The organism is Pigmentiphaga sp., from assembly GCF_033795525.1.
GTDB lineage: Bacteria > Pseudomonadota > Gammaproteobacteria > Burkholderiales > Burkholderiaceae_B > Pigmentiphaga.
Genome location: NZ_JARYGM010000004.1, coordinates 225,710 through 251,825, shown reverse-complemented (window position 1 = coordinate 251,825; position 26,116 = coordinate 225,710). Strand labels below are relative to the sequence as shown.

At 66.9% G+C, this 26,116-nt stretch carries 22 protein-coding genes; 12 read left to right on the top strand and 10 right to left on the bottom strand.

Features of this window, described 5'->3' with window-relative positions; translation table 11 throughout:
* Positions 1–10: 10 nt before the first annotated feature.
* Complete coding sequence (locus QHC78_RS13455; RefSeq protein WP_319745321.1) at positions 11–322, top strand: DUF1330 domain-containing protein; 312 nt, start codon at positions 11–13, stop codon at positions 320–322.
* Between the two features lie 36 nt (positions 323–358).
* Here QHC78_RS13455 and QHC78_RS13450 read toward each other — a convergent pair whose 3' ends face one another.
* The 6 genes from QHC78_RS13450 to QHC78_RS13425 all read right to left on the bottom strand — a co-directional run bounded on the left by QHC78_RS13450 (position 359) and on the right by QHC78_RS13425 (position 10,273).
* On the bottom strand, positions 359–1,339 hold the full coding sequence (locus tag QHC78_RS13450) for a Bug family tripartite tricarboxylate transporter substrate binding protein (protein WP_319745320.1): 981 nt from the start codon (positions 1,337–1,339) through the stop codon (positions 359–361).
* Between the two features lie 46 nt (positions 1,340–1,385).
* Positions 1,386–2,405, bottom strand: a complete 1,020-nt coding sequence (locus QHC78_RS13445) for a TauD/TfdA family dioxygenase (protein ID WP_319745319.1) — start codon at positions 2,403–2,405, stop codon at positions 1,386–1,388.
* A 39-nt stretch (positions 2,406–2,444) separates the two neighbouring features.
* The gene (locus tag QHC78_RS13440) at positions 2,445–3,428 is read right to left on the bottom strand and encodes a Bug family tripartite tricarboxylate transporter substrate binding protein (protein WP_319745318.1); all 984 of its coding nucleotides are present in this window, start codon (positions 3,426–3,428) and stop codon (positions 2,445–2,447) included.
* Between the two features lie 375 nt (positions 3,429–3,803).
* On the bottom strand, positions 3,804–5,264 hold the full coding sequence (gene tldD / locus QHC78_RS13435; RefSeq protein WP_319745317.1) for a metalloprotease TldD: 1,461 nt from the start codon (positions 5,262–5,264) through the stop codon (positions 3,804–3,806).
* Positions 5,265–5,321: 57 nt separating this feature from the next.
* Positions 5,322–6,143: a carbon-nitrogen hydrolase family protein gene (locus tag QHC78_RS13430; protein WP_319745316.1), complete on the bottom strand. Its 822-nt coding sequence runs from the start codon at positions 6,141–6,143 to the stop codon at positions 5,322–5,324.
* A 62-nt stretch (positions 6,144–6,205) separates the two neighbouring features.
* A complete protein-coding gene (locus QHC78_RS13425) occupies positions 6,206–10,273 on the bottom strand; it encodes a YhdP family protein (protein ID WP_319745314.1) in 4,068 nt (1,355 codons plus the stop codon).
* A 167-nt stretch (positions 10,274–10,440) separates the two neighbouring features.
* On the opposite strand from QHC78_RS13425, the gene glnE reads away from it, so the two are divergent.
* The 4 genes from glnE to QHC78_RS13405 all read left to right on the top strand — a co-directional run bounded on the left by glnE (position 10,441) and on the right by QHC78_RS13405 (position 15,885).
* Positions 10,441–13,227: a bifunctional [glutamate--ammonia ligase]-adenylyl-L-tyrosine phosphorylase/[glutamate--ammonia-ligase] adenylyltransferase gene (glnE, locus tag QHC78_RS13420; RefSeq protein ID WP_319745312.1), complete on the top strand. Its 2,787-nt coding sequence runs from the start codon at positions 10,441–10,443 to the stop codon at positions 13,225–13,227.
* A gap of 213 nt (positions 13,228–13,440) precedes the next feature.
* Complete coding sequence (locus tag QHC78_RS13415; RefSeq protein ID WP_319745310.1) at positions 13,441–14,007, top strand: VOC family protein; 567 nt, start codon at positions 13,441–13,443, stop codon at positions 14,005–14,007.
* A gap of 79 nt (positions 14,008–14,086) precedes the next feature.
* Positions 14,087–14,872, top strand: coding sequence for an IclR family transcriptional regulator (locus QHC78_RS13410; protein WP_319745308.1), 786 nt, complete (start codon positions 14,087–14,089; stop codon positions 14,870–14,872).
* Between the two features lie 32 nt (positions 14,873–14,904).
* Complete coding sequence (locus tag QHC78_RS13405) at positions 14,905–15,885, top strand: Bug family tripartite tricarboxylate transporter substrate binding protein (protein ID WP_319745306.1); 981 nt, start codon at positions 14,905–14,907, stop codon at positions 15,883–15,885.
* A 7-nt stretch (positions 15,886–15,892) separates the two neighbouring features.
* Here QHC78_RS13405 and QHC78_RS13400 read toward each other — a convergent pair whose 3' ends face one another.
* Together QHC78_RS13400 and QHC78_RS13395 are read right to left on the bottom strand one after the other, a co-directional pair.
* Positions 15,893–16,246, bottom strand: coding sequence for an AzlD domain-containing protein (locus tag QHC78_RS13400; protein WP_319745304.1), 354 nt, complete (start codon positions 16,244–16,246; stop codon positions 15,893–15,895).
* Positions 16,243–17,004: an AzlC family ABC transporter permease gene (locus QHC78_RS13395; protein ID WP_319745302.1), complete on the bottom strand. Its 762-nt coding sequence runs from the start codon at positions 17,002–17,004 to the stop codon at positions 16,243–16,245. Before QHC78_RS13395 ends, QHC78_RS13400 begins: the two co-directional genes overlap by 4 nt.
* Positions 17,005–17,199: 195 nt before the next feature.
* Here QHC78_RS13395 and QHC78_RS13390 point away from each other — a divergent pair, with 195 nt between their 5' ends.
* From QHC78_RS13390 to QHC78_RS13360, 7 genes are all read left to right on the top strand, one after another.
* Positions 17,200–18,120 carry a branched-chain amino acid transaminase gene (locus QHC78_RS13390; RefSeq protein ID WP_319745300.1) on the top strand — a complete coding sequence of 307 codons (921 nt, stop codon included), beginning with the start codon at positions 17,200–17,202 and terminating at the stop codon, positions 18,118–18,120.
* A 14-nt stretch (positions 18,121–18,134) separates the two neighbouring features.
* On the top strand, positions 18,135–18,329 hold the full coding sequence (locus QHC78_RS13385; RefSeq protein WP_319745298.1) for a zinc-finger domain-containing protein: 195 nt from the start codon (positions 18,135–18,137) through the stop codon (positions 18,327–18,329).
* A gap of 76 nt (positions 18,330–18,405) precedes the next feature.
* A complete protein-coding gene (gene purU / locus QHC78_RS13380) occupies positions 18,406–19,260 on the top strand; it encodes a formyltetrahydrofolate deformylase (RefSeq protein ID WP_319745296.1) in 855 nt (284 codons plus the stop codon).
* Complete coding sequence (locus tag QHC78_RS13375) at positions 19,260–19,709, top strand: YybH family protein (RefSeq protein WP_319745295.1); 450 nt, start codon at positions 19,260–19,262, stop codon at positions 19,707–19,709. Before purU ends, QHC78_RS13375 begins: the two co-directional genes overlap by 1 nt.
* Before the next feature lie 21 nt (positions 19,710–19,730).
* The gene (locus QHC78_RS13370) at positions 19,731–20,777 is read left to right on the top strand and encodes a YheT family hydrolase (protein ID WP_319745293.1); all 1,047 of its coding nucleotides are present in this window, start codon (positions 19,731–19,733) and stop codon (positions 20,775–20,777) included.
* A 114-nt stretch (positions 20,778–20,891) separates the two neighbouring features.
* Positions 20,892–22,574, top strand: coding sequence for a thiamine pyrophosphate-binding protein (locus QHC78_RS13365; protein WP_319745291.1), 1,683 nt, complete (start codon positions 20,892–20,894; stop codon positions 22,572–22,574).
* A complete protein-coding gene (locus tag QHC78_RS13360; protein WP_319745288.1) occupies positions 22,567–23,190 on the top strand; it encodes a DUF2946 family protein in 624 nt (207 codons plus the stop codon). The genes QHC78_RS13365 and QHC78_RS13360 overlap by 8 nt, the downstream gene beginning before the upstream one ends.
* Here the strand turns inward: QHC78_RS13360 and QHC78_RS13355 are convergent.
* A complete protein-coding gene (locus QHC78_RS13355; RefSeq protein WP_319745286.1) occupies positions 23,091–24,116 on the bottom strand; it encodes a dihydrodipicolinate synthase family protein in 1,026 nt (341 codons plus the stop codon). The genes QHC78_RS13360 and QHC78_RS13355 overlap by 100 nt on opposite strands.
* A 460-nt stretch (positions 24,117–24,576) precedes the next feature.
* A complete protein-coding gene (locus tag QHC78_RS13350) occupies positions 24,577–26,076 on the bottom strand; it encodes a M48 family metalloprotease (protein ID WP_319745283.1) in 1,500 nt (499 codons plus the stop codon).
* Positions 26,077–26,116 lie beyond the last annotated feature (40 nt).

Below are 26,116 nucleotides of genomic sequence, written 5' to 3'. Positions count from 1 at the left end.
CGAGGCATAGATGAGCTGCTATCTGATCAGTGAAATCGAATGGCTGGACACGGAACCGATGAAGCGCTACCTGCCGCTGGTAGCGCTTTCCAAGGAGAAGTACGGAGGCCGCTACCTGGTGCGCGGCGGCAATCCCCGGCTGCTGGAGGGAGAAGGCAACGTCAAGCGCATGGTCGTGACGGAATTCGATTCCGTCGAGCAGGCCATGCGGTGGTGGAACTCACCCGAATACGCGCAGGCCAAGGCCATCCGCCAACCGGTGACGAAATGCCGGGTGGTGCTGGTCGAGGGCGACATCGAACGCGAGCTGCCCGACGCCTGATATGCGCGGCCCGCCCAGGCGGGCCCTTTCATTCGGTCATTCGATCCGCAGGTTGGCGTTGCGGATCAGCGTACGCCACTTCTCGGTCTCCTTGCGCACCCGCTCCCGCGCGGTGGAGGCATCGGTGCCTACAGGCAGCACGCCGGCCGCACGCAGCCGCTCCTGCACTTCGGGCTGCGCCATTTTGGCGGCCAGTTTCGTGGACAGCGTTTCCACCACCGCGGCTGGCGTACCGGCGGGCGCGAACACGCCGAACCACCCGCCGCTCTCGAATCCCTTCAAACCCTGTTCATGCGCCGTAGGCACGGTAGGCACCAACGGATTGCGCTGCAGCGCGGCGATGCCCAGGGGCTTGAGCCGGCCGGCCTCGAGGAACGGCAGCAGCGCCGAAACATCGGCCGCAACCACCGGCACATGCCCGGCCACCACGTCGGCGATCGCCGGGCCGGTGCCTTTGTAGGGCACGTGCGCAAGAGAAATGTCCGCTTCCTTTTCCAGCAGGTAGAGCGCCAGATCGTCCGGCGTGCCGGCCCCGCCGGCGGCTGCGGCCAACGGCACGGACTGCGCCTTGGCATAACGGATGAAGCCGGGCATGTCGTCCACCGGCACCTTGGGATGGACCGCAAAAATGTGGACGCCGGTTGCCACCACGCTGATGGGCACCAGGTCTCGCTGCGGATCGTAGCCGACATCGGCCTTCATCGACGGCAGGATGGAAATCGTGGCGGTCGACCCGACCAGCAGCGTATATCCATCGGGGGGCGAATGAATGGCCGCCAGCGTGCCCACCGTCCCGGAACCGCCGGGACGGTTGTCCACATAGACGTTCTGGCCCACGGCCTCGCCCAGCGTCTTCGCGACCAGGCGGCCGATGACATCCACCGGCCCCCCCGGCGCATAGGGCACGATCAGGCGGACGGGACGGCTGGGATACGAATCGGCGCCGGCAGCCGGCAAAGCGGCAAGACAACCCGCCAAGGCCAGGGCCGTCCCCGCAAACACGCTTCTTGAAGACATTTCGCTCTCGCAACAGGAACGTCGAAAGAAACCACGGTGACCCGCATCAGGCACTGAATGCGACTTCAGCGATCTGGCCGAGACCGTAGCCGTTGTGCTGGGGAAAACCGGCCGCCAGCGGGCGGCGCTGCCGGCAGCTCAGCCACAAGCGCAGCATGTGCCGCCGGCGCTCGGGCTCAGGCCAGTCTTCGAAGTGCGTCCGCGAATGCAGGATGGTGTAGTTGTTGCACAGCTGCATGTCGCCGGGCTGCAGATCCATGTCGAGATGAAAGCGGGGGTCGGCGGCCAGACGGTCCATGCAATCGAGTGCGGCGCGCTCCAGGTCCGTCAGCGTGGTTCCGGTACGCGTATTGGCCGCTTCGATCTGCGCGCGGACGTAGCGGCAGCTGACCACGCCGTCGACCTGGCCGAACACGGGAATACGGGCGGCAGTCACCGGGTCGTCGGTCATGGCGGCTTCGCGCTTGATGTAGTAGAAGCCCCGATACAGCACCGGCAGGAACTCCGGGTGGTGCTCGCGTATCTCGTTATGCAGGGCCAGTGCGCTGACGATGCTGCTGCGCCCGCCCGACTTGGCACGCCGCAAACACATCAGCCCGACCAGGTCGCAGCCATCGGTATGGAAAGGAAGATGGGCGTTGGTCTCGTAGCCCCGTACGTCCAGATTCCCGAACTTGCGTCCGTAGTCCTTGACGTGTCCCATCAGTTCCCCCTTGGGGTTCTGGGTGACCGGCAACCCGAGATAGGTACCGATGCCCCAGAAGACTGCTTCGACGTCGTCGGGCGCGTAGTTCTGCGCGGGGAATCCGCGCACCAGCACGAAGCCCCGCCCGCGCTCGATTTCCTCTGACCAGAGCGCCAGCCGCGCCGACAGCGTAGGCAAGGGGAAGGTCTCGCGGCCGATACGCGGCAAGTCGAGCCCCAGGGCGCGGACGTTGCGCAGCGCGGCATCCAGCTCGTCGAGGTCCTGCTTGCTCAAATGATGGATCCAGTCGTCGGCATCCTGGATGTCGGCGCCTTTCCACGCCGAAGGATGATCGATGGTTTGCTGGTAGACATCGGACATGGGATAGCTCCATGGTGAATCGGAAAAGGCGGGCCGGCCTCACTCCGAGGGCTTGATGCCGAACTCGGCCACCGCGCGCTGCCACTTCACGCCTTCTTCCCTGACGTGCGCGGCGAACTCGGCCCGGCTGCTGCTGGCCGCCGTGACGCCCACGCTGGCCAGCTTGGCCTTGACCTCGGGATCGGAAACGGCGCGCTGCACTTCGCTGGCCAGGCGATCGAGCACGGGCTCCGGCGTCCCGGCCCGCGCGAATACGCCGAACCAGCCTCCGCTCTCGAAACCGGCCAGGCCCTGCTCGGCCACCGTCGGCAACTCGGGCAGCACCGGGCTGCGCCGGGGAGAGGCAATGCCGATCGCGCGCAGGTGACCGCTTTCCAGGAAAGGCAGTGCAGCGGCCAGCTCCACCACCATGAACTGGATGACGCCGCTGGCGAGATCGTTCAAGGCAGGACCGCTGCCGCGGTACGACACCCGCTGCAATTGGATGCCGGTATCACGCGCGAAGATGTAGCCGGCAAGATCCTGCGGCGAACCCAGGAAGGTCCCGAAGCTGACAGGCGTACCCTGCGCCTTGGCGTATGCGACGAACTCCTGCACATTGCGCGCAGGCGTGCGGCTTCCGATCACCAGTACGTGCGGCCCCGTCGCGACCAGGCCTACCGGAGCCAGATCGCGTACGACGTCGTACTTAACGGCGGGGGAAATATTGGGCAGGATGGAAATCGGCGTGGGTGATCCCATCAACAGCATGTAGCCGTCGGGCGAAGACCGTGCGACGACCTGCGTGCCGATGGCACCCGACGCGCCGGCGCGGTTCTCTACCACGACGGTTTGTCCCAGGCCGGCTCCCAGCTTCTGCGCCAGGACCCGGCCAATGATGTCCAAGGAGCCGCCCGGCGGATACGGCACGACCAGACGTACGGGTTTGTCGGGATACGGTGTTTCGGCCGCCGCTACCGCCCACCCCGCCACCACGCAAAGCCACGCGGCACAGCCGCGCACCCACCAACCGTACAGGCGCATAGGTTTCTCCCGACACAGCGAGCGCCGCGATTCCCCTCAGATGGATTTATCGCACAAAAGGAGCTTATTCAAATATCGCACTTAAATTACATACTTGATTCATCAGAGTCAACCGTTTTCTCAAAGCGGCGCCCAGGCCTGGCGGACCGGCAATGCGTCGGGCGTCCGATCGAAGAAGTGGTTTGCGCTCAGTACAGGAAGGACGTACCGGCCGCGCGGCGTTGCGGGCGACCGGTCAATACGAGCGAGGGTACCGAAGAGGCGAGGCCTTGATGGCGAGAGACGCAGATACCCCCGAGTAGCGGGAGCACTGGGAAAAAGAAAGGACCAAGCCGTGGCCGTGGCAGCTCGCTGGGGCCGCCACAGCCAAAACGATCAGGCCGTGCCGCCCACCGTCAGCCCTTCCATCTTCAGCGTGGGCTGCCCCACGCCGACCGGCACGCTCTGGCCGTCCTTGCCGCAGGTGCCCACGCCGGAATCGAGGCGCATGTCGTTGCCTATCATGCTGACCCGGGTCATTGCGTCCGGGCCGTTGCCGATCAGGGTCGCACCCTTGACAGGATGAGTGATCCTGCCGTCTTCGATCATGTAGGCCTCGGAGGTCGAGAAGACGAACTTGCCGTTGGTAATGTCGACCTGCCCGCCGCCGAAGTTGACGGCATAGAGGCCGCGCTTGACCGAGCGCACGATTTCCTCCGGATCCTTGTCGCCCGCCAGCATGTAGGTGTTGGTCATGCGCGGCATGGGCAGGTGGGCGAACGATTCGCGGCGGCCGTTCCCCGTGACCGGGGTCTTCATCAGCCGCGCGTTCAGCGAGTCCTGCATGTAGCCGCGCAGGATGCCGTCTTCGATCAGCACGTTGCGCTGCGACACGTTGCCTTCGTCGTCGACGTTCAAGGAGCCGCGGCGGCCGGGAATGGTGCCGTCGTCGACGACAGTCACGCCCTTGGAAGCGACGCGCTCGCCGATGCGGCCGGAAAAGACGCTCGACCCCTTGCGGTTGAAGTCTCCCTCCAGTCCGTGGCCCACCGCTTCGTGCAGCAGGATGCCGGGCCACCCCGAGCCGAGCACCACGGTCATCTCCCCTGCCGGCGCCGGGCGCGCCTCGAGGTTGACCAGCGCTTCGTGCACCGCGCGGTCCACATACTGGGCGAGCAGCTCGTCCGTGAAATAGTCGAAGCCGGTCCGCCCCCCTCCGCCGCCATGCCCCGCTTCGCGGCGGCCGTTCTGTTCGGCGATCACGGTCAGCGACAGGCGCACCAGCGGCCTGACGTCCGCGGCCAGCCGCCCATCGCTGCCGGCGACAAGAATGACGTCGTATTCGGCTCCCAGCCCGGCCATCACCTGGACTACCCGGGGATCCTTGGCGCGCGCCATCTTTTCGACGCGCTCCAGCAGCGCGACCTTTTCAGGGGCGGACAAGGAGGTCAACGGGTCTTGAGGCAGATAGAGCGAGCGGGCATCGGCTTGTCGGTAGCGGCCGGCCACCTTGGTCTTGCCGGCGCCGCGGCGGGCGATGGAACGAACCGCGTGGGCCGACGACAGGAGCGCGTCCCGGGACAGCGTATCCGAATAGGCGAAGGCGGTTTTCTCGCCGCTCAGGGCACGTACGCCTACCCCCTGCTCGATGGAGAAACTGCCGGTCTTGACGATGCCTTCCTCCAGGCTCCAGCCCTCGCTGCGCGTGTACTGGAAATAGAGGTCGGCGTAGTCGACCTTGTGGACGAAGATTTCGCCCAGGGCCCGGGACAGGTCCGCTTCGGTCAGGCCCCAGGGATCGAGCAGCAGGGACTTGGCGGTTGCCAGCGATTGGATGTTCGGTTCTACGGGTTGCATGAATGGCTGATAAGGATTTCGTTCGGAGACGCGGCACGCCGCAGGGGAATCCAGACTCTACAGTACACGATGGCGCAATGCCGGCAGCGACGCCCGTACATCGGCGATGCGCCCGGGATCGACAACGCCGTCCACGATCCCGGGCCCGTCGGGCAGCAGGTTCTGCACCTCGCCCCAGGGATCGACCAGCATGGTATGGCCCCAGGTGCGGCGGCCGTTGGGATGTACGCCGCCCTGGGCCGGCGCCAGCACGTAGCATTGGTTCTCGATGGCACGCGCCCGCAGCAGGATTTCCCAGTGAGCCTGCCCTGTCGTATAGGTAAAGGCGGCCGGCACCAAAATCAAGTCTACCTGGCCCAGCGCCCGGTACAGTTCGGGAAAGCGGAGGTCGTAGCAGGTCGACAGGCCTACCTCCCCGCACGGGGCCTGGAAGCGGACCGGGTTCGTGCCGGGGCGGATGCTCAGCGATTCATCGTAGGACTCGTTGCCGCGGCGAAAGCTGAACAGGTGGATTTTGTCGTAGCGCGCCACGGCCCGGCCGTCGGGGCCATACACGAAAGCCGTGTTGTAGACCCGGTCCGGATCGGGACACTCGAGCGGCAGCGTTCCTCCTGCCAGATAGATGCCGTGCCTGCGGGCCTGGGCCGCCAGGAACGCTTGTATGGGCCCCTGGCCTTCCCGTTCGCGGATGGCGACCTTTTCGCGGTCGCTGCGGCCCATGAAGCAGAAGTACTCGGGCAAGGCCACCAGTCGGGCGCCGCGGTCGGCGGCTTCGGCGATCAAGGCTTCGGCATCGGCAAGATTGCGCGCGACGTCGGGCGTGGACACCATCTGGACGGCTGCCACGCGAACGGCGGAGGACGCGGCGGTTTCAGTCATGGCGTAGGCTCCTGGCTGGCATGGGAATATTGTCGCCCAGAATGCCCCGCAGCGCCGGCCGCCTAGGGCGTCGGGGCAACCGGTTGCTCCGGCTCGGCCATGGGCGGCGTCCCGTGCTGCTCCGGACTGATGGCATCCGGATCGGCGTTGCCTGCCTTCTGCACCTGGGGATCGGTCCAGGTACCGGTAATCTCGTACTGGTAGGCCAGCACCTTGGAAAGCGGGTCCTTCAGCAGCAACTGGGCCAGGAACACGCTCAGCCCGACGGCCGGGTTGACCGCCAGGCCATATAGCAGCGAAGCGGCGCCCGCATCGAGCTTGGGCACGACCACGACCTGCAACCGCTGGGTCTCCTGCTCGAGGTCGGTCTCGCCGGCGATGACCACCGTGGCGTTGACACCATTCATCTTGAAGTCATCCGTGTGGGCCACGCCATCGGTAATGGTGGCGTGGGCCCGTATGGTGTCGTAGGCAAAGCCTTCGCTGAAGATATCCCGGAAATCCAGGGTTACCCGCCGCGGCAGCGATTGCAGCGACAACACCCCCAGCAGCTTGGCGATGCCCGGCTCTGCCTTGAGGAACTGCCCCTTGTCCAGCGCCAGCTCTACCTTGCCCGACAGGCTGGGCACGTCCAGGTCATAGGGCAGGCCTTGCCATGACACCTGGGCCGACAGCGTGCCGCTGCCGCCCGCCATGGCACCATGCACACCCATGCGTTCGAGGAACTTGCCCGTATCGGCCAGCTTGAGCACCGCGTCCAGGGACATCGAACGCCGGCCCTGCCCGGGCGCCGTTTTCCAGACGCCGGTACCGTCGAGCTCGGCTTCGGGATTTTTCACGTTGAGCTTGCGCAGCCGCCATTCCCGGCCCCGGTTCGAGCTGTGCGCCAGCACTTCCAGGCGCCCCAGCTCCTTGCCGAACAATTCAAAATGCTCGGCCACCAGGTCGATTTCGGGAACGTCCTCGTCGGCGGCTTCGTGGTGAGCCGCATCCGCTTCCTCGCCGCCGCTGCCGGCCTCGGCAATCACCAACCGCGACAAGCGCGCGCTCAGCCGGTTGGGGCCCTTGCCGTCGCGGGGCTCGCCCCACGACAACCGCCCGGCCAATTGGGCCGATTCGATGTCCGCGCGCCAATTGGCATCGCGGCCCGATTCCTGCCGCACGGCAAACAGCCTGACCCGGTCCAGCTGCCGGCCGCGCGCGCGCAGCACAGGCGTGGAAAGGCTGATGCGATTGAACTGCAGCTGCGGTAGTCCGCCTCCGGCGCCCTGCTCCGCCGTTTCCGCCGGCCCACGGAATTCCGCGGCGACCTTGCGCAGGGCATCGACGTCGACTTCAGGCAGTTCCGCGCTCACGCTCAGCCCCGGGCCACTGAGCGTGGCGGCCCGGTTGATACCGATCGCGCCACGCACTTCGGCAATCCCGCCGGCCTGGTAATGGTCCCGCTCGATATGCAAGTTGACGGCCGGGCCGATGCTGCCAGCGATCCAGTCGCGCCTGGCCTGTCCGGCGCCGGCCGGCGTGCCGCTCCACTCCAGCCGCGAGGGGCGGGCCTCCTCGGCGGTCTTGCCGAGCGGCGCCGGCAGGTCGGCCGCCAAACCCACGAGGTCCGACTCGATCAGCAGCGTCGGCGTCTTGCCCGGGTCTATCCGTACCGAAGCCTTGTATGCGGTGCGCCCGGACAACCTCGCCATGCCGGGTGCGTTCCACCACAGCGTCAGGGCCGATGCCGCGGCAGTGCCCTGGGCCTCGAGCAGGTTGCTGCCGTCCGGCCGGGGTCCGCCCGACAAGCGCACCGGCCCGTCCAGCGCCATGCCGGTCACCTCGCGCAGGGCAATACCGTGATTGTCGAAACCCACTACGCCGCTCAACCGGGTCAACGCAGGCGCGGCGGGTGCAAGCCGGAACTCATTGCCCGCCAGCCGGACTTCGCCCTTCACGTCGACTTCGTGCTCCCCGGCGTCCGCGTCGCCGTCGCCCAGCGGGATGCGCAGCGATAAAGGCACGGTGAAATTGCCGCTGGCAGTCGCCTCTTCCAGCGCGCCGCCTATCATGCGGCCCACCGGCGAGCCCTTGACGAAGGCCAGGAAAGCCGGCGCAGGCCCTTGGGTCTGGCCATCGATCTGGAGCACCGGATCATGGTCGAGGCGGGCGATCCGCGCACGCGTGGGCCCCATGGACACGGTCGATGCACGGTCCACGCGCACACGGCCGGAACGCACGTCCACCGCCATCGAAGCGCGGTCGAAGACCAGGTCGCCAGTGAGCTCCTCCAGCCTGGGCCAGCTGTTTCCCTTGGCAAAGGGTTCGGGCAGGTAATCCAGCGTCACCCCGCTGACCTTGCCGGCCACGCGGAATTCGCCCGACTTGTCAGTCCCGTACGGAAAACCGCCGAGGTCGCCCCGCACGCGCACGTCCACGTCCTGGGCCTCGCCCGCGACCAGCGCACGCTGCAGCCAGCTTCGGACCGTCGCCCCCGCCACGATGGGGATATAGCGATGGACTTCGCGCACGTCGGCACGCGCCAGCCTGCCCTGCAGATCGAGCGTTCCGGAATGGGTGCGGCCCTGGCTGGTCCAGCTTCCGCTGACCTGGCCATGCACGCCGCTGCGCGAAAAATCGATGCCGGCCACGTCCACCCGCCAGACTCCGTCGGGCGCCCTGCTCACGGCTGCCTGGCCGCTCAAGGTATCCAGCGGCAGGTCCGGATCGGCAAACACGCCGGGAAACCGCAGCACGGCGTCGCGAGCCTCGATGGCGATACGAGCGCTGCGCTCATCGGCCTCGATCGTGCCTTGCAGGTTCGAGAAACCCGGGCGCTGCGGATGGTGGCCATCGTTGATGGCGGGCTCGGGCGCAGCCGCCATGGACAGGCCGGAGAAGCGGGCGCGCCCGGACAGGTCCGAAGCGGTGTCCGGCAGGCCGCGCCAGGCCAGATGCAAGTCTTCGATGCGGCCGTCGGGCTGCAATTCAGCCAGGGACTCGCGCACGGCCGGCGGCAACGGCAGCCGGTCGGCTAGGCGCCTGCCCGTATCGAGGTCCAGGCCCGCGGCATCCAACGCCATGGTCCAGGGCTCGTGGGGCGCGGCGCGTCGCCAGGATGCCGACAGCCGTTCGGGCCGGATCGTCGCGCCATCGTCGGTACGCGCTTCCAGCCCGGTCAGATGGAGCGCATAGCCATCGGTCGTGGCAGCCAGGTCCGCCTGGGCGTCCAAGCCTGTGACGGCCAGCACCGGCAGGGCCGGGGCCAGTTGCACCCGCAGGTCGCGCATCGCGAGCCGTGCGGTGGCGGTCCGCACGCGGCCCCTTTCGTAGTCGGCCCAGGCCTGCAATGAGCCAGTGCCTTGCTGCGGCTCGACCGGCAACCCCAGCCACGGCTGCCAGCCCGCGAGATCCAGCCGCTCGGCAGACAGATACGCGCGCCCTCGCCACTGGTCCGGGTCGGAGGCATTGAAAGCAAACCAGTTGTGGGTGAAATCGGCCCGCAGATCGAGCCCCGACCCAAGGGCGGCCGGCGGCTCGGCCCGCAGGGCGGCGCGATGATGGCGCCCGGCATTCTGCATGACGAACGCCACATTGCGGATCTCGAGCGGGGGCGCGCCGCGCCCGGCATCGGTCCAGCGCACCAACGCCCCGCGGACGATCACTTCGCGCTGCGCAAGCAGCCACCGCAGGCCCGGCCGGGCCCCGTCGCCGTCATGCAGCTCGACGGACCAGCCGGCGATCCAGTAGCGCCCCTGTTCATCGCGCCGAAGCTCGAGCTCGGGCGCCTCGACCTCCAGGCGCAGCAGGCGCGGCTGGAACACCAGCAGGCTGCGCCAGGAGAAAATCCCCGCGACCTTGGGCAGGCTCAGGGCAGGCCGGCCGGCCGGATCGGAAATTTGCACGGAACCCAGTTCGAAGCTGGGATGCAGGCCTCGCCATTCGGCATCGATACGCCCTATGCCGACCGGCGCGCCGACGGCGCGGCTTGCCAGGCGTTCTATGGCCGGACGGTACTCGTCGATGGCGGGCAGCACGGCATAGCGCACGACCACCAGTGCGACCGCGAGGAGGAAATAGACCGCCAGAACCAGCCAGATGAGCGGCCGCACGACGACGCGATAGAAAAAGGGCAGGTCGATATGCACGAAGAGACGGCGAAACGAACGTTCCGTCGGGGACCGCAACGGCCCGGAGAAACAGAAAGAAGAACAAGAAAGTTGAAGCTTATACCGGCAGGCTTGTCTTATGCTGGCTTCTGCACAAAACTTCTTGGTGGCATACGATTCTGTTACGCAATGCCACATATTCCGCCATGCCAGATACTTCGCTGCTCGCTCCCGCGCTTTCCTGGTCGAGCTATCTTCGCCGGCGCCTGGACGCCCGGCCCGAGTACGGCCGGTGGCTCGCCGAGGCCGCGGCCAAGCCCGTAGACGCCCATGTCCTGTCCTCATGGTTCGCCGAGCTTTGCACCGCCCGCGTTGGCGTCGCGGACACCAACGCCCCGCTGCCGGTAGCCGACTGCCGCGCGGTACTGCGCCAGCTGCGCGAACGGGTCTTCTGCACCGTCATGGCACGCGACCTCGCGGGCCTGGCGCCCCTCGAAGAAGTGGTCTCGGCCATGACCCGGCTGGCAGACCTCGCCATAGAGCAGGCCTATCGCAGCGTGGCGACCGAGCTGGCGGAGGCGCACGGCATCCCGCGCGAAGCAGCGTCCGGATTGCCCCAGGAAATGTTGATCGTCGGCATGGGCAAGCTCGGCGGCGAGGAACTGAACGTGTCCTCCGACATCGATCTCGTCATGCTATACGGCGACGAAGGCGAGACCGACGGTCGCCGACCCATCTCGCATCATGAGTTCTATGGCCGCCTCACCCGCCGCATGATGCCCGTGATCTCCGAGATCGATGCCGATGGCCAGGTGTTCCGTACCGACCTGCGCCTGCGCCCGGACGGGGACTCCGGCCCGCTGGCCTGGAGCCTGGACGCGTTCGAGAACTACTTGGTTTCCCAGGGCCGGGAATGGGAACGCTATGCCTGGCTGAAGGCGCGGCGCATCGAGGTCCGGGCCTTCGAAGGCAGCGACCCGGCGGCCCAGGCCGCGCAGCTCGAAGCCTTGCGCCTGCCCTTCGTGTACCGCAAGTACTTCGACTTCGACGCGCTGGCCGCGCTGCGCGCGCTGCGCGAACGCATACGGGAAGACTGGAACCGCCGCTCCTACAACGGCACCGGCGACCACGCCACTCAGGCCGACAACATCAAACTGGGCGAAGGCGGCATACGCGAGATCGAATTCGTGGTGCAGCTCTCCCAGCTGATCCGGGGTGGCCGCGCGCCTGCCCTGCGCGTGCGGGGGCTGCTGGCCGCGCTGCATGCCGAGCGGGAAGCCGGCCTCATCCCGGCCGAAGATGCCGGACGCCTCGAAAGCGCCTACCGCTTCCTGCGCCGGGTCGAGCATGCGCTCCAGTACCGCGAAGACCAGCAGACCCACTTGCTGCCGGCAGAAGAGGAACGACGCGGCGAACTGGCTCGCGCACTGGGCTTTGCCGACCCCGCCGGGTTCGAGCGGACCCTGGCCGCCCATCGCGAATTCGTCGAGGCGACTTTCCGCGGCGTATTCGGCCAGGCCGACGCCGAGCCTGCCGGCGAGCAGGACATCGCACCCGAGGACCTGCTCGCCCAGCGCATCCGGACACGCCTGCCGGCTCAGGCCGACCACCTGCTGCCCCGGGCCGCCGCACTGCTGAACAGCCCGCGCATCCGCAGCCTGCCCGATGCCGGCCAACGCCGGCTCGCGGCGCTGCTGCCGGCGGTCGTGGACGCCTGCGCGGGGACCAAGGCGCCCGGCCAGGCGCTCGCTCGCATGTTCGACCTGATCGAACACATCGCCCAGCGCAGCGCCTACATGGCGCTGCTGGCCGAATACCCCGACACGCTCGCGCGGGTCGCCCGCATCTTCGCCGCCAGCGATTGGGCCGCGGGCTACCTCACGCGCCACCCCCTGCTGCTGGACGAGCTGCTGGACTGGCGTACGCTGCTGGCACCGCCCGACCTGCCGGCCATGGCCCGCAAGCTCAGCGCCGACCTGGACGCCTGCGTCATCGGCAGCACCGGCGCGCCCGACGTCGAGCGCCAGATGGACCTGATGCGCGACACCCAGCGCCAATGGGGATTCCACTTGCTGGCGCAGGATCTCGAGGGCCAGCTGACGGTCGAGCGGCTGGGCGACTATCTCTCCATGATGGCCGACATCATGCTGGAGGAAACGCTCAAGCGCGTCTGGTATCAGGTATCCAAGGACCAAGGCCGCAGCCCCGCGCGCTTTGCCGTGATTGCCTACGGCAAGCATGGCGGCAAGGAGCTGGGCTATGCCTCGGACCTGGACCTGGTGTTCCTGTATGAAGACCCGCGCGAGGACGCGGGCGAGATCTACGCCCGTTTCGGACAGCGCATCCTGTCCTGGCTCGGGTCCATGACGGCCTCCGGCCGGCTGTACGAGGTGGACCTGCGGCTGCGGCCCGACGGACAGGCAGGCCTGATGGTGATCTCGACCGATGCGTTCGAACGCTACCAGAAGGAACACGCATGGCCCTGGGAACACCAGGCCATTACGCGTGCGCGCTTTGCCGCGGGCGATCCGGAGGTGGGCCGCCGGTTCGAGCGCATCCGGCGCGAGGTCCTGCTCATGCCGCGCGATGCGCGGCAGCTGGCCGAGGAAGTGATCTCCATGCGGCGCAAGATCAGCGAAGGCCACCCCAACCGTACCCCCGACTTCGACGTCAAGCACGATCCCGGCGGCATGGTGGACGTGGAATTCATCACGCAGTATCTGGTTCTGCTGCACGCCCGCGAACACGACATCCTGGTGCAGAACCTGGGCAATATCGCGCTGCTGCGCCTTGCCGGCGAAGCCGGCCTGATCCCGGCGGAGCTGGCCGGACGGGTCGGCGATGCGTACCGCACGCTGCGCCGCGAGCAGCATGCGCTGCGCCTGCAGGACGTGGAAAAGGCCCGCCTGCCCCAGGGCTCGCTCGCCGCCGAACGCGCGGCTGTGATCGAACTCTGGGAACGGGTGCTCGGGCGGCGCGACCAGGCGGCCTGACCCCTTCCTTACCCCACTCCCTCCTGTCGTCCCTTCCCTCTCGTCCTGTCCTTTCCCTCCCGTTCCTTCCTTGCGACGGGGCCGGCGTGGCCCACGGCCGCGCCGGCCGCGGTCAGGGTTTTGCATAGGACGATTTTTTCTGTTTTAGCGTAATATGAAAAAAAGTGGATTTTTTAATCTTATAAATCGACAATTTTTCGAGACAATTCCACAATGAGCAAAAGGCCGGGGCTTTCTTTCAGCCATGTCGGCATCTTCGTGACCGACATTCAACGCATGGCGGACTTCTATTCGCAGGTGCTCGATTTCACGATCACCGACCGGGGCACGCTCGACGGCCCGCATGGCCCCGTCGAACTGGTATTTACCAGCCGCGACCCGGACGTCCATCACCAGATCGTGCTGGTAGCGGGCAGGCCGGCCCAGATCGATTTCAATGTGATCAACCAGTTATCGCTGACGGCCGACTCGCTCGAGACCCTGCAGGATTTCCACCGTCGGCTGCAGGCCGCCCCCATCACCGACCTGGCTCCCGTCACGCACGGCAACGCGCTATCGCTCTACTTCCGCGACCCCGAAGGCAACCGCCTGGAGCTCTACGTCGATACCCCGTGGTATGTCTCCCAGCCCATGCGGGTACCCATGCCCATCGAATTGCCTCCCGACGAGCTGATGGCCTGGGCCGAGCGCCACGCCCGTTCGCTTCCCGGCTTCCGCCCCCGCGCCGAGTGGCGCGCCGACATGGCCCGCCGGATGGGCCTGGCCGATAACGGGGCATGAGCGCCTCCCGCTCGGCCGCCCGAAGGGAGGCGCGTCCTCCCCCGGGGAGGATGTCGCGCAGCGACAGGAGGGTCGTTCGATGAGCGCCTCCCGCTCGGCCGCCCGAAGGGAGGCGCGACCCTCGCCAGAACCCGAGGCATCCTCCAGTCTTGGCCGGATGCTGCGGCTGCTCGACGCCTACACCCACGACCGCTACGCGTGGACCGTGGACGACCTGGCCGCGCATTTCGGCTTCACGCCTTCGTCCACCTATCGCTACGTGAAGGAACTGTGCAAGGCCGGTCTGCTGATCCGGTTGCCCCGCGGCGTCTACGTCATCGGCGCCCGCGTGGTGGAACTCGAGGCACTGATCCGGGAAACCGATCCCGTCACCCGCGCCGGCAGGCCCGTATTGCGCGCGCTGGCGCAGGAAACGGGCTGCCACGTCCTGCTTTCGAACGTATACGGCGAACACCTGCTGAATGTGGTCCACGAACCGGGCGTGGAGACGCTCGCGCTGACCTACCTTCGCGGCAAGAGCCTGCCCTGGTTCCGCGGCGCGCCGTCGCTTTCCGTCCTGGCTTTCTGGCCGCGCGCCCGGGTGCGCAAGTTGTTCGAGCAGATCCACGGCGGCAGCGCCGGCTGGGACGAAACCTGGGCCCGCCTGAAAGCGATACGCAAGGCGGGCTACTGCATCAGCCACGCTGGCCTGGACGCGGGCGTCGTAGGGTACGGCGCGCCGGTTCTGGTGGAAGGCGAAGTGATCGGGACGATATCCCTGGTTTGCTCGGCCCAACGAGCCGAGTTCCTCAACGGCACGGCGCTCGGCGCCGTGCTTCAACAGAAAAGCCGCGAACTGGCCGACCGGCTGCAAGGGACGGCCTGAGCTGCCCCGTCATACAAGGAAGGAGACACCGAATGGACAAGAACACTATGCGCCGCCGCGCATTTATAGCGGCGATGCTGCTGGCGGCGGTGCCGGCATCGCCTGTGCTCGCCGATCCGGCCTACCCGGCCAAACCGATCAAGCTGCTGGTCGGCTTTGCCGCCGGCGGCGGCAGCGATGTGGTGGCCCGACTTGTGGCCAAGCCGCTGGGCGAGCGGCTAGGCCAGGCCGTCATCGTGGAAAACCGGGCGGGAGACGGCGGCAACATCGCCTCGGCCCAGGTGGCCAAGAGCGAACCCGACGGCTATACGCTGGTCCTGATGACAAGCGGCCATGGCACTAACGCTGCCATGCGCAAGGACCTGCCGTTCGATCCGATCAAGAGCTTCAGTTGGATTTCGACGGTAACCACCTACCCGCTTACGCTGGCCGTGGCGCCGGCCTCGCCCATCCGTTCGTTTGGCGATTTCATCCAACGCATCAAGGCTGAACCGGGACGCTACACGTACACGTCGGTGGGGGTGGGCACGGCCATGCACCTGGTCGGCGAATGGATTATGGCCGAGAGCGGTGGCAGCGCGCTGCATGTTCCCTTCAAGGGCGGAGCCGGCCCCATGACCGAACTGCTGGCCGGCCGCGTGGATGTGATGATCGACACGATGACCAATACCGCGCCGCTTTTCAAATCCGACCGGGTGCGGTTGCTGGCCACCACCGCGCCCCGCGGGGTCCAGGCGCTGCCAGGCGTTCCCAGCGTGGCCGACACGCTGCCTGCCGTCGTGTTCGAATCCTGGCTAGGCATTGCCGCCCCTGCCGGCACGCCGGCCGCGGTGGTAGGCCGGCTGAACCGGGAACTGCGCGCCGTACTCGAAATGCCGGCCATACGCCAGCAACTGGTCGACTGGGGGGGTTCGCCCCAGGCTTCCGGGCCCGACGCCTTCCAGGCCCGGGTCGAGCAAGACATCCAGCGGCTGCGGGCAGTGGTGGCGCAGCGGAAGATCCAGGCGGAATGACGGCACACTAGGTTCCCGTCAGCCATCGCAACAGCCACAGCGTGCCCATGCCCGCGGCGATCATCGCGATCGTGCTGCGGGTGGCGAGCATGACCGCGACGGCCACGAGGGCGGCCACCGCCCGCCAGTCGAACACCGGCATGCCGCCGGCCGGCCAGGGCAGCAAGTCCGGCACGATGACCGCGGCAAGCGCAGCCGCGGGCGCATAGCGCAGCGCCCGCCGCACCCCCTCGGGCAATGGCACTTGGTCGCCCAGCAGAAGAAATCCCGCGCGTGTGATCACTGTGCACAGCGCGAGCGCGACGATGACCAGCCAGATATAGAGCCCGTCCGAGACCGGCGGCCAGCTCGACGGCGTCATGCCCGCCCCCCTCGCGCCGCACGGCGCCCCACCGCCTTCTCGGCGATCACGCCGGCCCACACGCCAGCCACCACGGCAAGGATCAAGCCCAGGCGCAGCGGCAGCGGCTGTCCTGCCCAGCCCACCAGCGCCGCGACCGCCACGGCGGCCAGCACCGGCCAGTTCGCCACCATCGGCACGACGATGGCGAGCAAGGCCAGCACCCCGGCGAACTCCAGCGACCAGCCTTGAGGCACCACGGCGCCCAGCAGGATTCCCGCCACCGAGCAAACCTGCCAGGTTACCCAGTTGCCAGCCGCGACGCCGAGGAAAAACCAGGTCTGTTCCGGCGTGCCTTTGACTGCCGCATCGCCATAGCGGGGCATGAACAGGACGAAGCCGATGTCGCTCGTCAGGAAGCCCAGGCCGATACGGCGCGGCGCCGAGAAATGCCTGAAATACGGATGCAGCGCAGCGGCGAAGATGACGAAGCGCAGGTTCACGATGCACCCGGCCACGAACACCAGCCAAACCGGCGCGCCCGCCGCAATCAGGGGCAGCGCCGCCAACTGGGCCGATCCGGCATAGACCAGGAAGGTCATGGCCAGCGCCAGGGCGGGACTGAGTCCGAGCTTGACCATGGCCACGCCGCTCACCACGCCCCAGACGCCGATGGCGATGCCGGTCGGCGCCATGGCCTTGAGCCCCGCCAGGAAGGCGGTCCGCCGCTCTGCCTGGGAAGTGCCGCGCGCAACGGCCGGAGGTGGCGTATCGGGCATGTGGGGAGGTGGAGGGTTCTGCGGCGAAAGCTGCCGGGGAAGGAGTAAAGTTATGGATTCGCAGCTATTGTAAGTGATTACCCGAATCTCTCTGGATCCCCCGGGGCGGTCGGCGGGCCGGCTCGTGTCCGTGCCGCGGCCCTGTATCCAGTCGCAGATTGGTACAATATCTGGTTCATTTCGGAGATCCCAATCATGTCGATGTCAGACCGCGACGGCTTCATCTGGTACGACGGCAAGCTCGTACCCTGGCGTGAAGCCAACACCCATGTGCTTACACACTCTCTGCACTACGGGTTGGCGGTATTCGAGGGTGTGCGCGCATATAAGACCGACCTCGGAACATCGATATTCCGCCTCAAGGAACACACGGATCGCCTGCTCAGCTCGGCCCACATCTACCAGATGGAAATCCCGTACAGCCGCGAAGCGCTGATGGAAGCCCAGAAGGAAGTCGTCCGCGCCAACAAACTGCAATCCTGCTACCTGCGCCCGATCGCCTTCTACGGCTCTGAAAAAATGGGCGTCTCGCCCAAGGGCGCCAAGGTGCACGTGGCCGTGGCCGCCTGGGAATGGGGTGCCTACCTCGGCGCCGAGGCGCTGCAGAAAGGCATCCGGGTCAAGACCTCATCCTACGCCCGCCACCACGTCAACGTCACGATGCCGCGCGCCAAGCTGGCCTCCACCTACGCGAACTCCATCCTCGCGAACCTGGAAGCCACCGAGGACGGCTATGACGAGGCCCTGCTGCTCGACACCGAAGGCTTCGTGGCCGAGGGATCCGGCGAAAACATCTTCATCGTCAAGGATGGCTTGCTGATCGAACCCGAGATCGCCTCGGCCCTGACCGGCATCACGCGCTCGACCATCCATACCCTGGCCGCCGACCTCGGAATCAAGGTGGTGACCAAGCGCCTGACCCGCGACGACGTCTACATCGCCGATGAAGCCTTCTTCACCGGCACCGCCGCCGAAGTCACGCCCATCCGGGAACTCGACCGCCGCAAGATCGGTTCCGGCTCGTGCGGCCCGGTCACCGCCCGCCTGCAACAGGCGTTCTTCGACCTCGTCGCCGGCCGCAACCCCAAGTATGGTCATTGGTTGACGCAAGTTTGAGCAGGGATACAGCCATGAGTACCGAAGCTGCCAACGCCATCATCGAAGTCGATGCCGACGAGCTTCCGATTTCTTGCCCGGGACCGCAGACGCCTCTATGGAATATGCACCCCAAGGTATTTCTCGACGTCGCCACCACCGGTTCGGCCAAATGTCCGTACTGCGGCGCCGAGTACCGCCTGAAAGGCGGCGCCAAGGCAAGTCATTAATCCCCCAGCCCGAGTTGCATACCGCCGACGCTGCCCCGGTCTGCCGGGGTTTCGCTTTTATTGACAGGACACCTTTGTGCAGCACAACGACTACATCCTGACGCTTGCCTGCCCCGATACGACCGGCATCGTGTATCACGTGTCGGGGTTCCTGTACGAGCGCGGCTGCAACATCCTGGATTCCCAGCAGTTCGGGGACGAAGACACCAAGCTGTTCTTCCTGCGGGTCCACTTCTCGTTGCCGCCGGGTGCCGACGCCGAGCAAGTCCGCCAGGACTTCGCTCCGCTGGCGGAACGCTTCTCCATGCAATGGCAGATCCGCGATCCGCATCGGCGCGCGCGCGTATTGCTGATGGTCAGCAAGCACGGCCACTGCCTGAACGACCTGATGTACCGGGCCAAGAGCGGCCAGCTGCCCATCGACATTCCGGCCGTGGTGTCCAACCATCCCGATTTTGCGCTGCTGTCGGCCTCGTACGGCGTGCCGTTCTACCATTTGCCGGTGGCGCCGGGCGGCAAGGAACAACAAGAACGGCAGGTGCTGCAGATCGTCGAACGCGAGAACATCGATCTCGTCGTGCTCGCGCGCTACATGCAGATCCTGTCGCCGGACATGTGCCGCGCGCTGGCCGGGCGGGCCATCAACATCCACCACAGCTTCCTGCCGAGCTTCAAAGGCGCGCGGCCCTACTACCAGGCGCACGACCGCGGCGTGAAGCTGATCGGGGCCACCGCCCACTACGTAACGCCGGACCTCGACGAGGGCCCCATCATCGAGCAGGACATCGCCCGGGTGGACCACAGCATGTCGCCGGAAGCGCTCACCCAGGTGGGCCGCGATGTCGAGTGCCTGGTGCTGGCGCGGGCAGTGCGGTGGCACGTGGAGCACCGCATTCTCTTGAACGGCCACAAGACCATCGTGTTCGCGTAATGGTGCTCAAATCGCGCGGCGCGCCGCTATTCGCTACGTCAGAAGAAGCCGAACAGGCGTTCTACGACGCCCTCGAGCAAGGCGACCTCGCCCAATTGATGGCGGTCTGGTCCGACGACGAGGAAATCGTCTGCATCCATCCGGGCGGGCAGCGGCTGATCGGCCACGAGGCCGTACAGGAATCGTGGCGCGAGATCTTCGGCAACTCTCCCGTGCCGATACGGGCCACGAGGATACATGCCGTGCAAAGCATGATGAGTTCCGTCCATACGCTGGTGGAACAACTCATGGTCGACACGTCCCAGGGCAGGCAGGTCGTCAACTGCTATGCAACCAATGTCTACCATAAAGGTCCCACTGGATGGCGCCTGGTCCTGCACCATTCGTCCCAGGCGCCTGACGATCTCGGTTCGACCGAACCGCAGGATATTCCCGACCTATTGCATTGAGTTGCCGACGCCGAACACCGCATGCCCGCTTACCTGGATACGACCCCCTGCCCTACTCCCGCATGGTTGCCCGAAGGACATAGCCAAACCATCTTCGCGTCGCGATTCTCGTCCCATCACCGGACATCGTTCGTGCGCGAACGCGTCGACACCCCGGATGGGGATTTCATCGACTTCGACTGGACGGCGCCGGGGTTCGGTCCCGGCGCCTCGCTGACGCCGCCCATGTTCGCCCAGCTGTCCGCCTCCGCCGGAACCCCGGCGGTATCGCACAACGCCCTGGTGCTGTTCCACGGCCTCGAAGGCAGCAGCGCCAGCCATTATGCGCAGTCGATCTCGCAGTATTTCCGCGCCCGCGGGTGGACCGTGGTCGTGCCTCACTTCCGTGGCTGTTCGGGCGAACCCAACCGCCTGCCGCGCGCCTACCACTCAGGCGACTCCGCCGACATCGCGTTCATGCTTGCCACCGTGCGCCAGCGGCTGCCCGGCATGCGCTGGCACGCGGCAGGCGTATCGCTGGGCGGCAACGCGCTGCTCAAGTACCTGGGCGAAGCGGGCAGCGAAGCCGGATGGCTGGCGGCCGCGGCCGGCATCTCGGCCCCGGTGGACCTCATGGCCGGAGGACACGCCTTGGGCACCGGCCTGATCAATCGCCGCATCTATACCCATATGTTCCTGCGCACGCTGAAGTCCAAGACGCTCCAGAAAGCGCAGCGTTTCCCAGGGACCATAGACGTCATACGGGTTGCTACCGCGCGCGATCTCTACGAATTCGACGACGCCTACACGGCGCCCACGCACGGGTTTCGCGACGTCACGGATTACTGGACCCGTGCCTCGAGCAAGCCGCTGTTGGCCGGCATCGCCGTTCCTACCCTGGTCCTGAACGCGCGCAACGACCCTTTCCTGCCCGGCCGCTACCTGCCTGGCGTCAACGAGGCCTCGGATCACGTCGTGTTGCACCAGCCCGAGCAAGGCGGCCACGCCGGATTCCCCACCGGACACTTTCCGTCCAACCTGAACTGGCTGCCGCAGCGGCTGGCCAGCTTCTTTCGCACAGGCCGATGAGCGCTGGGCCGGCATCGCGCCGCCCGACTTGCCGCTGCCCATGACAACGGGGAGGTTTTCCCCGACAATGCGAAAAACTTCCCGGATGCTCGCATTCTTCGGACGGACGCTCGCATGATATCGACTCACACGGTTTCCGATGGCCTTGCTCCTACCACCGGAGGCCGCCTCCTGGTCGAGTCGTTGACCGCCAACGGCGTGGACCGCGTTTTCTGCGTCCCCGGTGAAAGTTACCTGGACGTGCTCGATGCCTTGCACGCGCATGCGCGCATAGAAGTGGTCGTCGCCAAGCACGAGGGCGCCGCCGCCAATATGGCGGAAGCCGATGGCAAGCTCACCGGCAGGCCGGGCATCTGCTTCGTCACACGCGGTCCTGGCGCCACGCACGCCAGCATAGGCGTGCATATCGCCCAGCAGGATTCCACGCCGCTCATCCTCTTCGTCGGCCAGGTGCCCCGGCGGCAGCGGGGACGCGAGGCCTTCCAGGAAATCGACTACGAAGGCATGTACGGCGGCATCGCGAAATGGGTTGCGAGCATCGACGACGCCGCCCGCATCCCCGAGTTCGTGGCCCGCGCCTTTGCCTGCGCCACCTCGGGGCGGCCAGGCCCGGTCGTGCTCGCGCTACCCGAAGACGTGCTGAGCGCGCCGTGCTCGGCCGCCGCGACACCGACGGCGGCCACGACGGCCTGCGGGCCGGCCCCGGATGCCGGCCCCCATCTGCAGGCGCTGCTCAGCGCGGCACAGCGGCCGCTGGTCATCGTCGGCGGTTCGAACTGGAGTTCCCGCGCAGCCGCCGACTTCGCGGAATTCATCCGTACCTGGAACCTGCCCGTGGCGTGCGCCTTCCGGCGGCAGGACATCTTCGACAACCGGTTGCCGCAATACGCGGGCCACTTGAGCCTGGGCGTCAATCCCGAACTCGGGGCGCGGGTCAAGAACGCCGACCTGATCCTCGCCATCGGTACCCGGCTGGGCGAGATCGTCACCAACGGCTACACCTTGCTGGTTCCGCCGCGCCCCGCGCAGAAACTGGTCCATATGCATGTGGACGCGGCCGAACTCGGACGGGTTTACCAACCGGACCTGGGCATCCAGGCCAGCCATGAAGCGGGCGCCTCCCTGCTCAAGCGCCTCGGGCCCCCCGCAACCCGTGCATGGGACGACTGGACGCGGGAAGCCGGCCAGTTGCATGCCCGCTTCAGCGAGCTGCCCACGCGAGGCGAATCGCGCGGCGTCGACCTGGGGCAGGTCATCGCCTATCTGGATCGCACGTTGCCCGACGACGCCATATTGGCCAATGGGGCCGGCAACTATACCGTCTGGCTGCACCGTTTCTATCGTTACCGGCAGCCGCGGACCGAACTTGCGCCCACTTGCGGCGCAATGGGATATGGACTGCCGGCCGCGGTGGCGGCCAAGCTGCGCCATCCGGAACGGACCGTGGTGTGCCTGGCCGGAGACGGCTGCTTCCTGATGTACCCGCAGGAACTGGCCACGGCAATGCAGTTCGGCGCGGCGGTGGTCGTCATCGTGGTCAACAACGGCATGTACGGCACCATCCGCATGCACCAGGAAAACCGCTTTCCCGGCCGCGTCAGCGCCACCGAGCTGCAGAACCCCGACTTCGTGGCATTGGCCCGCTCGTTCGGCGCCCATGCGGAACGCGTGGAAAGCGCAGACGCATTCCCGGCGGCGTTCGAACGCGCGCGCTCGGCGGGCGGCCCCGCATTGCTCGAACTGCGCACCGATCCTCGCCAGATTACGCCGCAGTCGCGTCTCGGCAGCCATGGATAGCGACGTACTGGCCGCCATGGCGCGCTGGCCCGACGTGCCGGACGCCTACGGCTGGCTGTCGCTGGATGCCAGGGGCCGGTGGCGGCTGCACCCCGATGGGGATGCGCTGGACGGCGGTCCTGGCGTCTCGATATCCAATGCCGGCATCCTCGCCTTCATCTCGCGCAATTACGACCATGACGACCAAGGACGCTGGTTTTTCCAGAACGGGCCGCAACGCGTCTTCGTCAGGCTGGATGCCGCGCCCCTCGTGCTGCGCCAGTCGGACGAGGCGGGGCGGCTGACCACCCACACCGGACACCCGGTCGACCGTATCGAGCGATGGGCGCTCGACGCCGACGGCAAGCTCTATGCCGCCACCGAGCACGGGCCAGCCATGGTGGAAGACCGCTATCTGCCCGCGGTCCTCGAACACATGCGCACGTCGTCCGGACGTCCCCTGCTCGACGACCCGCCTGGCTGGCTGGCCGATCCGCGTGCCGCCGCGCCCGGGCCGGCTCCGTCCACGCCCATCGTCTATCCGGCCGTCTCGCCTGCCGCCTCGCCGCTGGCACTGCTGCGGGAGCCCGCCAGTTCAGCCTTCGGTTTCGTGGACCGTCCCGCGCCTCCTGCCTGAGGCGCTCCCGCCGTCATGCCGGCGCCGCTCCTGACCGACACTTTCGAAGGCAGGCGCATGGCTGCTTCGAGCAGCCGGCGTCCCAGGTCTTCGCTGGCCGGCGTCATAGGAAGCCGCAGCTCGTTCTCCATCACTCCCTGCGCGGCGAGGAAATGCTTCAACGGCGCGGGGTTGGGCTCGGCAAACACCAGGGAAATCACCTCGCGCAGCGGCTGGAAGAGGCATCCGGCCTCCCCTTCCCGGCCCGCCTTCGCCCATGCCATGACCGCGGCGAAGAGATCCGGGCGTATATGCGCGGAAGCGGTAATGGCGCCCGCGTGTCCGCGCACGAAGTGGTCCAGGAAGGCGGCATCGTCCCCGCACAGAATGGGCGGTCCACCATGCGGCGGGCATGCGCGCAAGGCGCCCGGATCGCACGTCTTGACTGCGGTGCAATAGCCTTCCTGCCATAGCTGTACGAGGAGCTGCGGCGGCATCGGGCAACCTGTACGCTGCGGAACGTCGTAGACGATGACCGGCGCTTGCGTCACCTGCGCCACGCGGCGATAGTGCCAGATGACGCCAGCCGGCGCCGGACGCAGATAGTACGGCGGCGGCACCAGCCAGCCGTCGGGACACAGCGGGCCCAGCCTGTCGATGGACGAACAGAGTTCCCGGGTATCGACGCCGCCGGCGCCGAGCAGGATCGGCATATGCGGCAGCACTTCCCGTACGGCCTGAAAGCCGAGGATTTTCTCCTCGTCGGACATCAGGCTGCCCTCTCCGGTGGAACCAAAAAGCACCAGCCCGGCAATTTCCGGGGCTCCGTATCGATGGGCCAGGACGCGAAGCGCGTCCAGATCGATATAGCCGTCTCGCAAGGGCGTAACCAGCGGCAGCCACAGGCCGCCGATCGGACACCCACGGCCGGTTAATGGCGTCGTCATTGAATCAAGGCGTGAACGTTGCGGCACACATTGCCGAATTCGGCCTCTGGAAGATTCGCCATCACGGCGCTCATCAGCGTATCGACGGAGCAGCATCGAAGCCGCACCTGGAATGTGCAGCGGCCGGTACGGAGGTCGTCGTGAACCGTATATAGCTCTATCCTGTCCCCTAGGCAGGCGTGCAGCAGCCGCCGGGCCAGAGCCGCGTGGCAGGAGTCCACTCTTAGCGTGATGAGCGTGCAATCGGCATCCGCTTGGAGGTCCGGAGGCTCGTTCGTCGGTATCCGCGCTGCGGCGGCATGAGGTCTGAGCGCCATGGAGGAAGACGGCCCGGGGTGGGCCTCGGTAGTTGAGACGCCCCCACTATAGGAAGCCGCGCATATAAATGGCGCAAAAAATGGCCGGCCGGGCGTAAATACCGCATGCCAGATTTCCCGGCGCTGCCGGGCCTGCTGCGAGTTCAGCTCTGGAAGCGCTTGAGCAAGTCGCGCTCTTCCTTGAGGCGCCGCTGGTATTCGCGCACCTTGGCGTCGATCTGCGATTGCTCGTAGAAGTCCTTGGAGGCGGCGCGCGCCTGCTGCAGTTGTTCCACCGCGGCAGGCAGCGCCCCGGTCATGGCGTAGTAGTCCGCCATGGCGCGCCGCTCGTTCACCACGCGCCCCAGGCGCGAATAACTGACCGCCGCCATCTGGTGGAAGCGCGGCTCGCCGCTCCACTTGAGCATCTGTTCCTGGAGAAAGCCGACCGCCTCCTGGTCGCGCCCGGCCCGCTGCAGTGCCTCGGCCACGGCGACGGCCAGGCCGCGCTGCCGGGGCCAGCGCGCATAAGCGCTGCGGGCCAGCTCGACGGCGTGCGCGGTATCGTTGCGCGCCAGCGCCAGTTCGATGGCGAGGCGTTCGAGCAGGAAATGGGTGCGCGCGCCCGAGGTGGCGGCCATGTACGCTTCGTTGGCCTTGTCGAAGTCGCGCTGGCGCAGCCAGCCGACCGCCGCGCCATAATAGGCCGCGGCACGCTCGATGCCATCGGTCTCGGTTATGCGGCTCTCGAAATAGCGGATCGCCTCCAGTGTTTCCTGGCTGCCCGCTGCCTGCAGGACGCGCATCCTGGCTCGAACGAAATAGAAATCCGAGGAACTCGGGCGGACCTGCGCAGCGACGCCGCGCGCCCGGTTCTGCATATCGGACATGCGTTCGATGGACAACGGGTGGGTTCGCGTAAACGCCTGCCCGGTACTTTCGTTCAGGCCCGAGGCCTGCATCAGGCGGCCGAAGAACGACGCCATGCCATTGACGTTGTACCCGGCGGCCTCGAGCATTTGAAAGCCGGTGCGGTCGGCCTCGCGCTCCGCCTCGCGGGAGAACCCCAGCTGCGAATTGATGGCCGCGGCCTGGCCGAAGGCCATGGCGGCCTCGGGCGCCTGCGAATTGCCCCGGGAAGCCACCAGGGCCGCCAGCAGGGCCGCCACCATGATCAGGCTGTCCTGCTTCTGCTGGACCAGGCCGCGCGCAATGTGCCGTTGCACAACGTGTCCGATTTCGTGCGCCAGCACGCCGGCCAGTTCCGATTCGTTCTGCGCAGCCACCACCAGGCCGGTATGCACGCCGATATACCCGCCCGGCATCGCGAACGCGTTGATGGAGGGATCGCGCACGGCAAACACGTTGATCGCCGGGGTTCCGGCAGGTGCGTGGGACGACAATTGCGCCGCGATACCGGTCAGGTACTGGTTGAGGTCGGCATCGTCGATATAAGCGGGATCGCGCAGCGACTCCGTCATGATGGCCTCGCCCAGGCGCTGTTCCAGCCGGGGCGGCAGCTCTTGCGCAGACGAATCGCCCAGGTCGGGAAGGCCCACCGGCTGGGCCGGCGCCCAGGCGGGTACGGCGGCCGACAGCAAGGCCGGCAGCACCATGGCGGCCGCCTTGCGGCGTAGCGACGGGGGGCGTTCGGATTTGCGCATACCGGTATGATAGCCAGCTTGGGCGGCGGGTTCCCGCGCC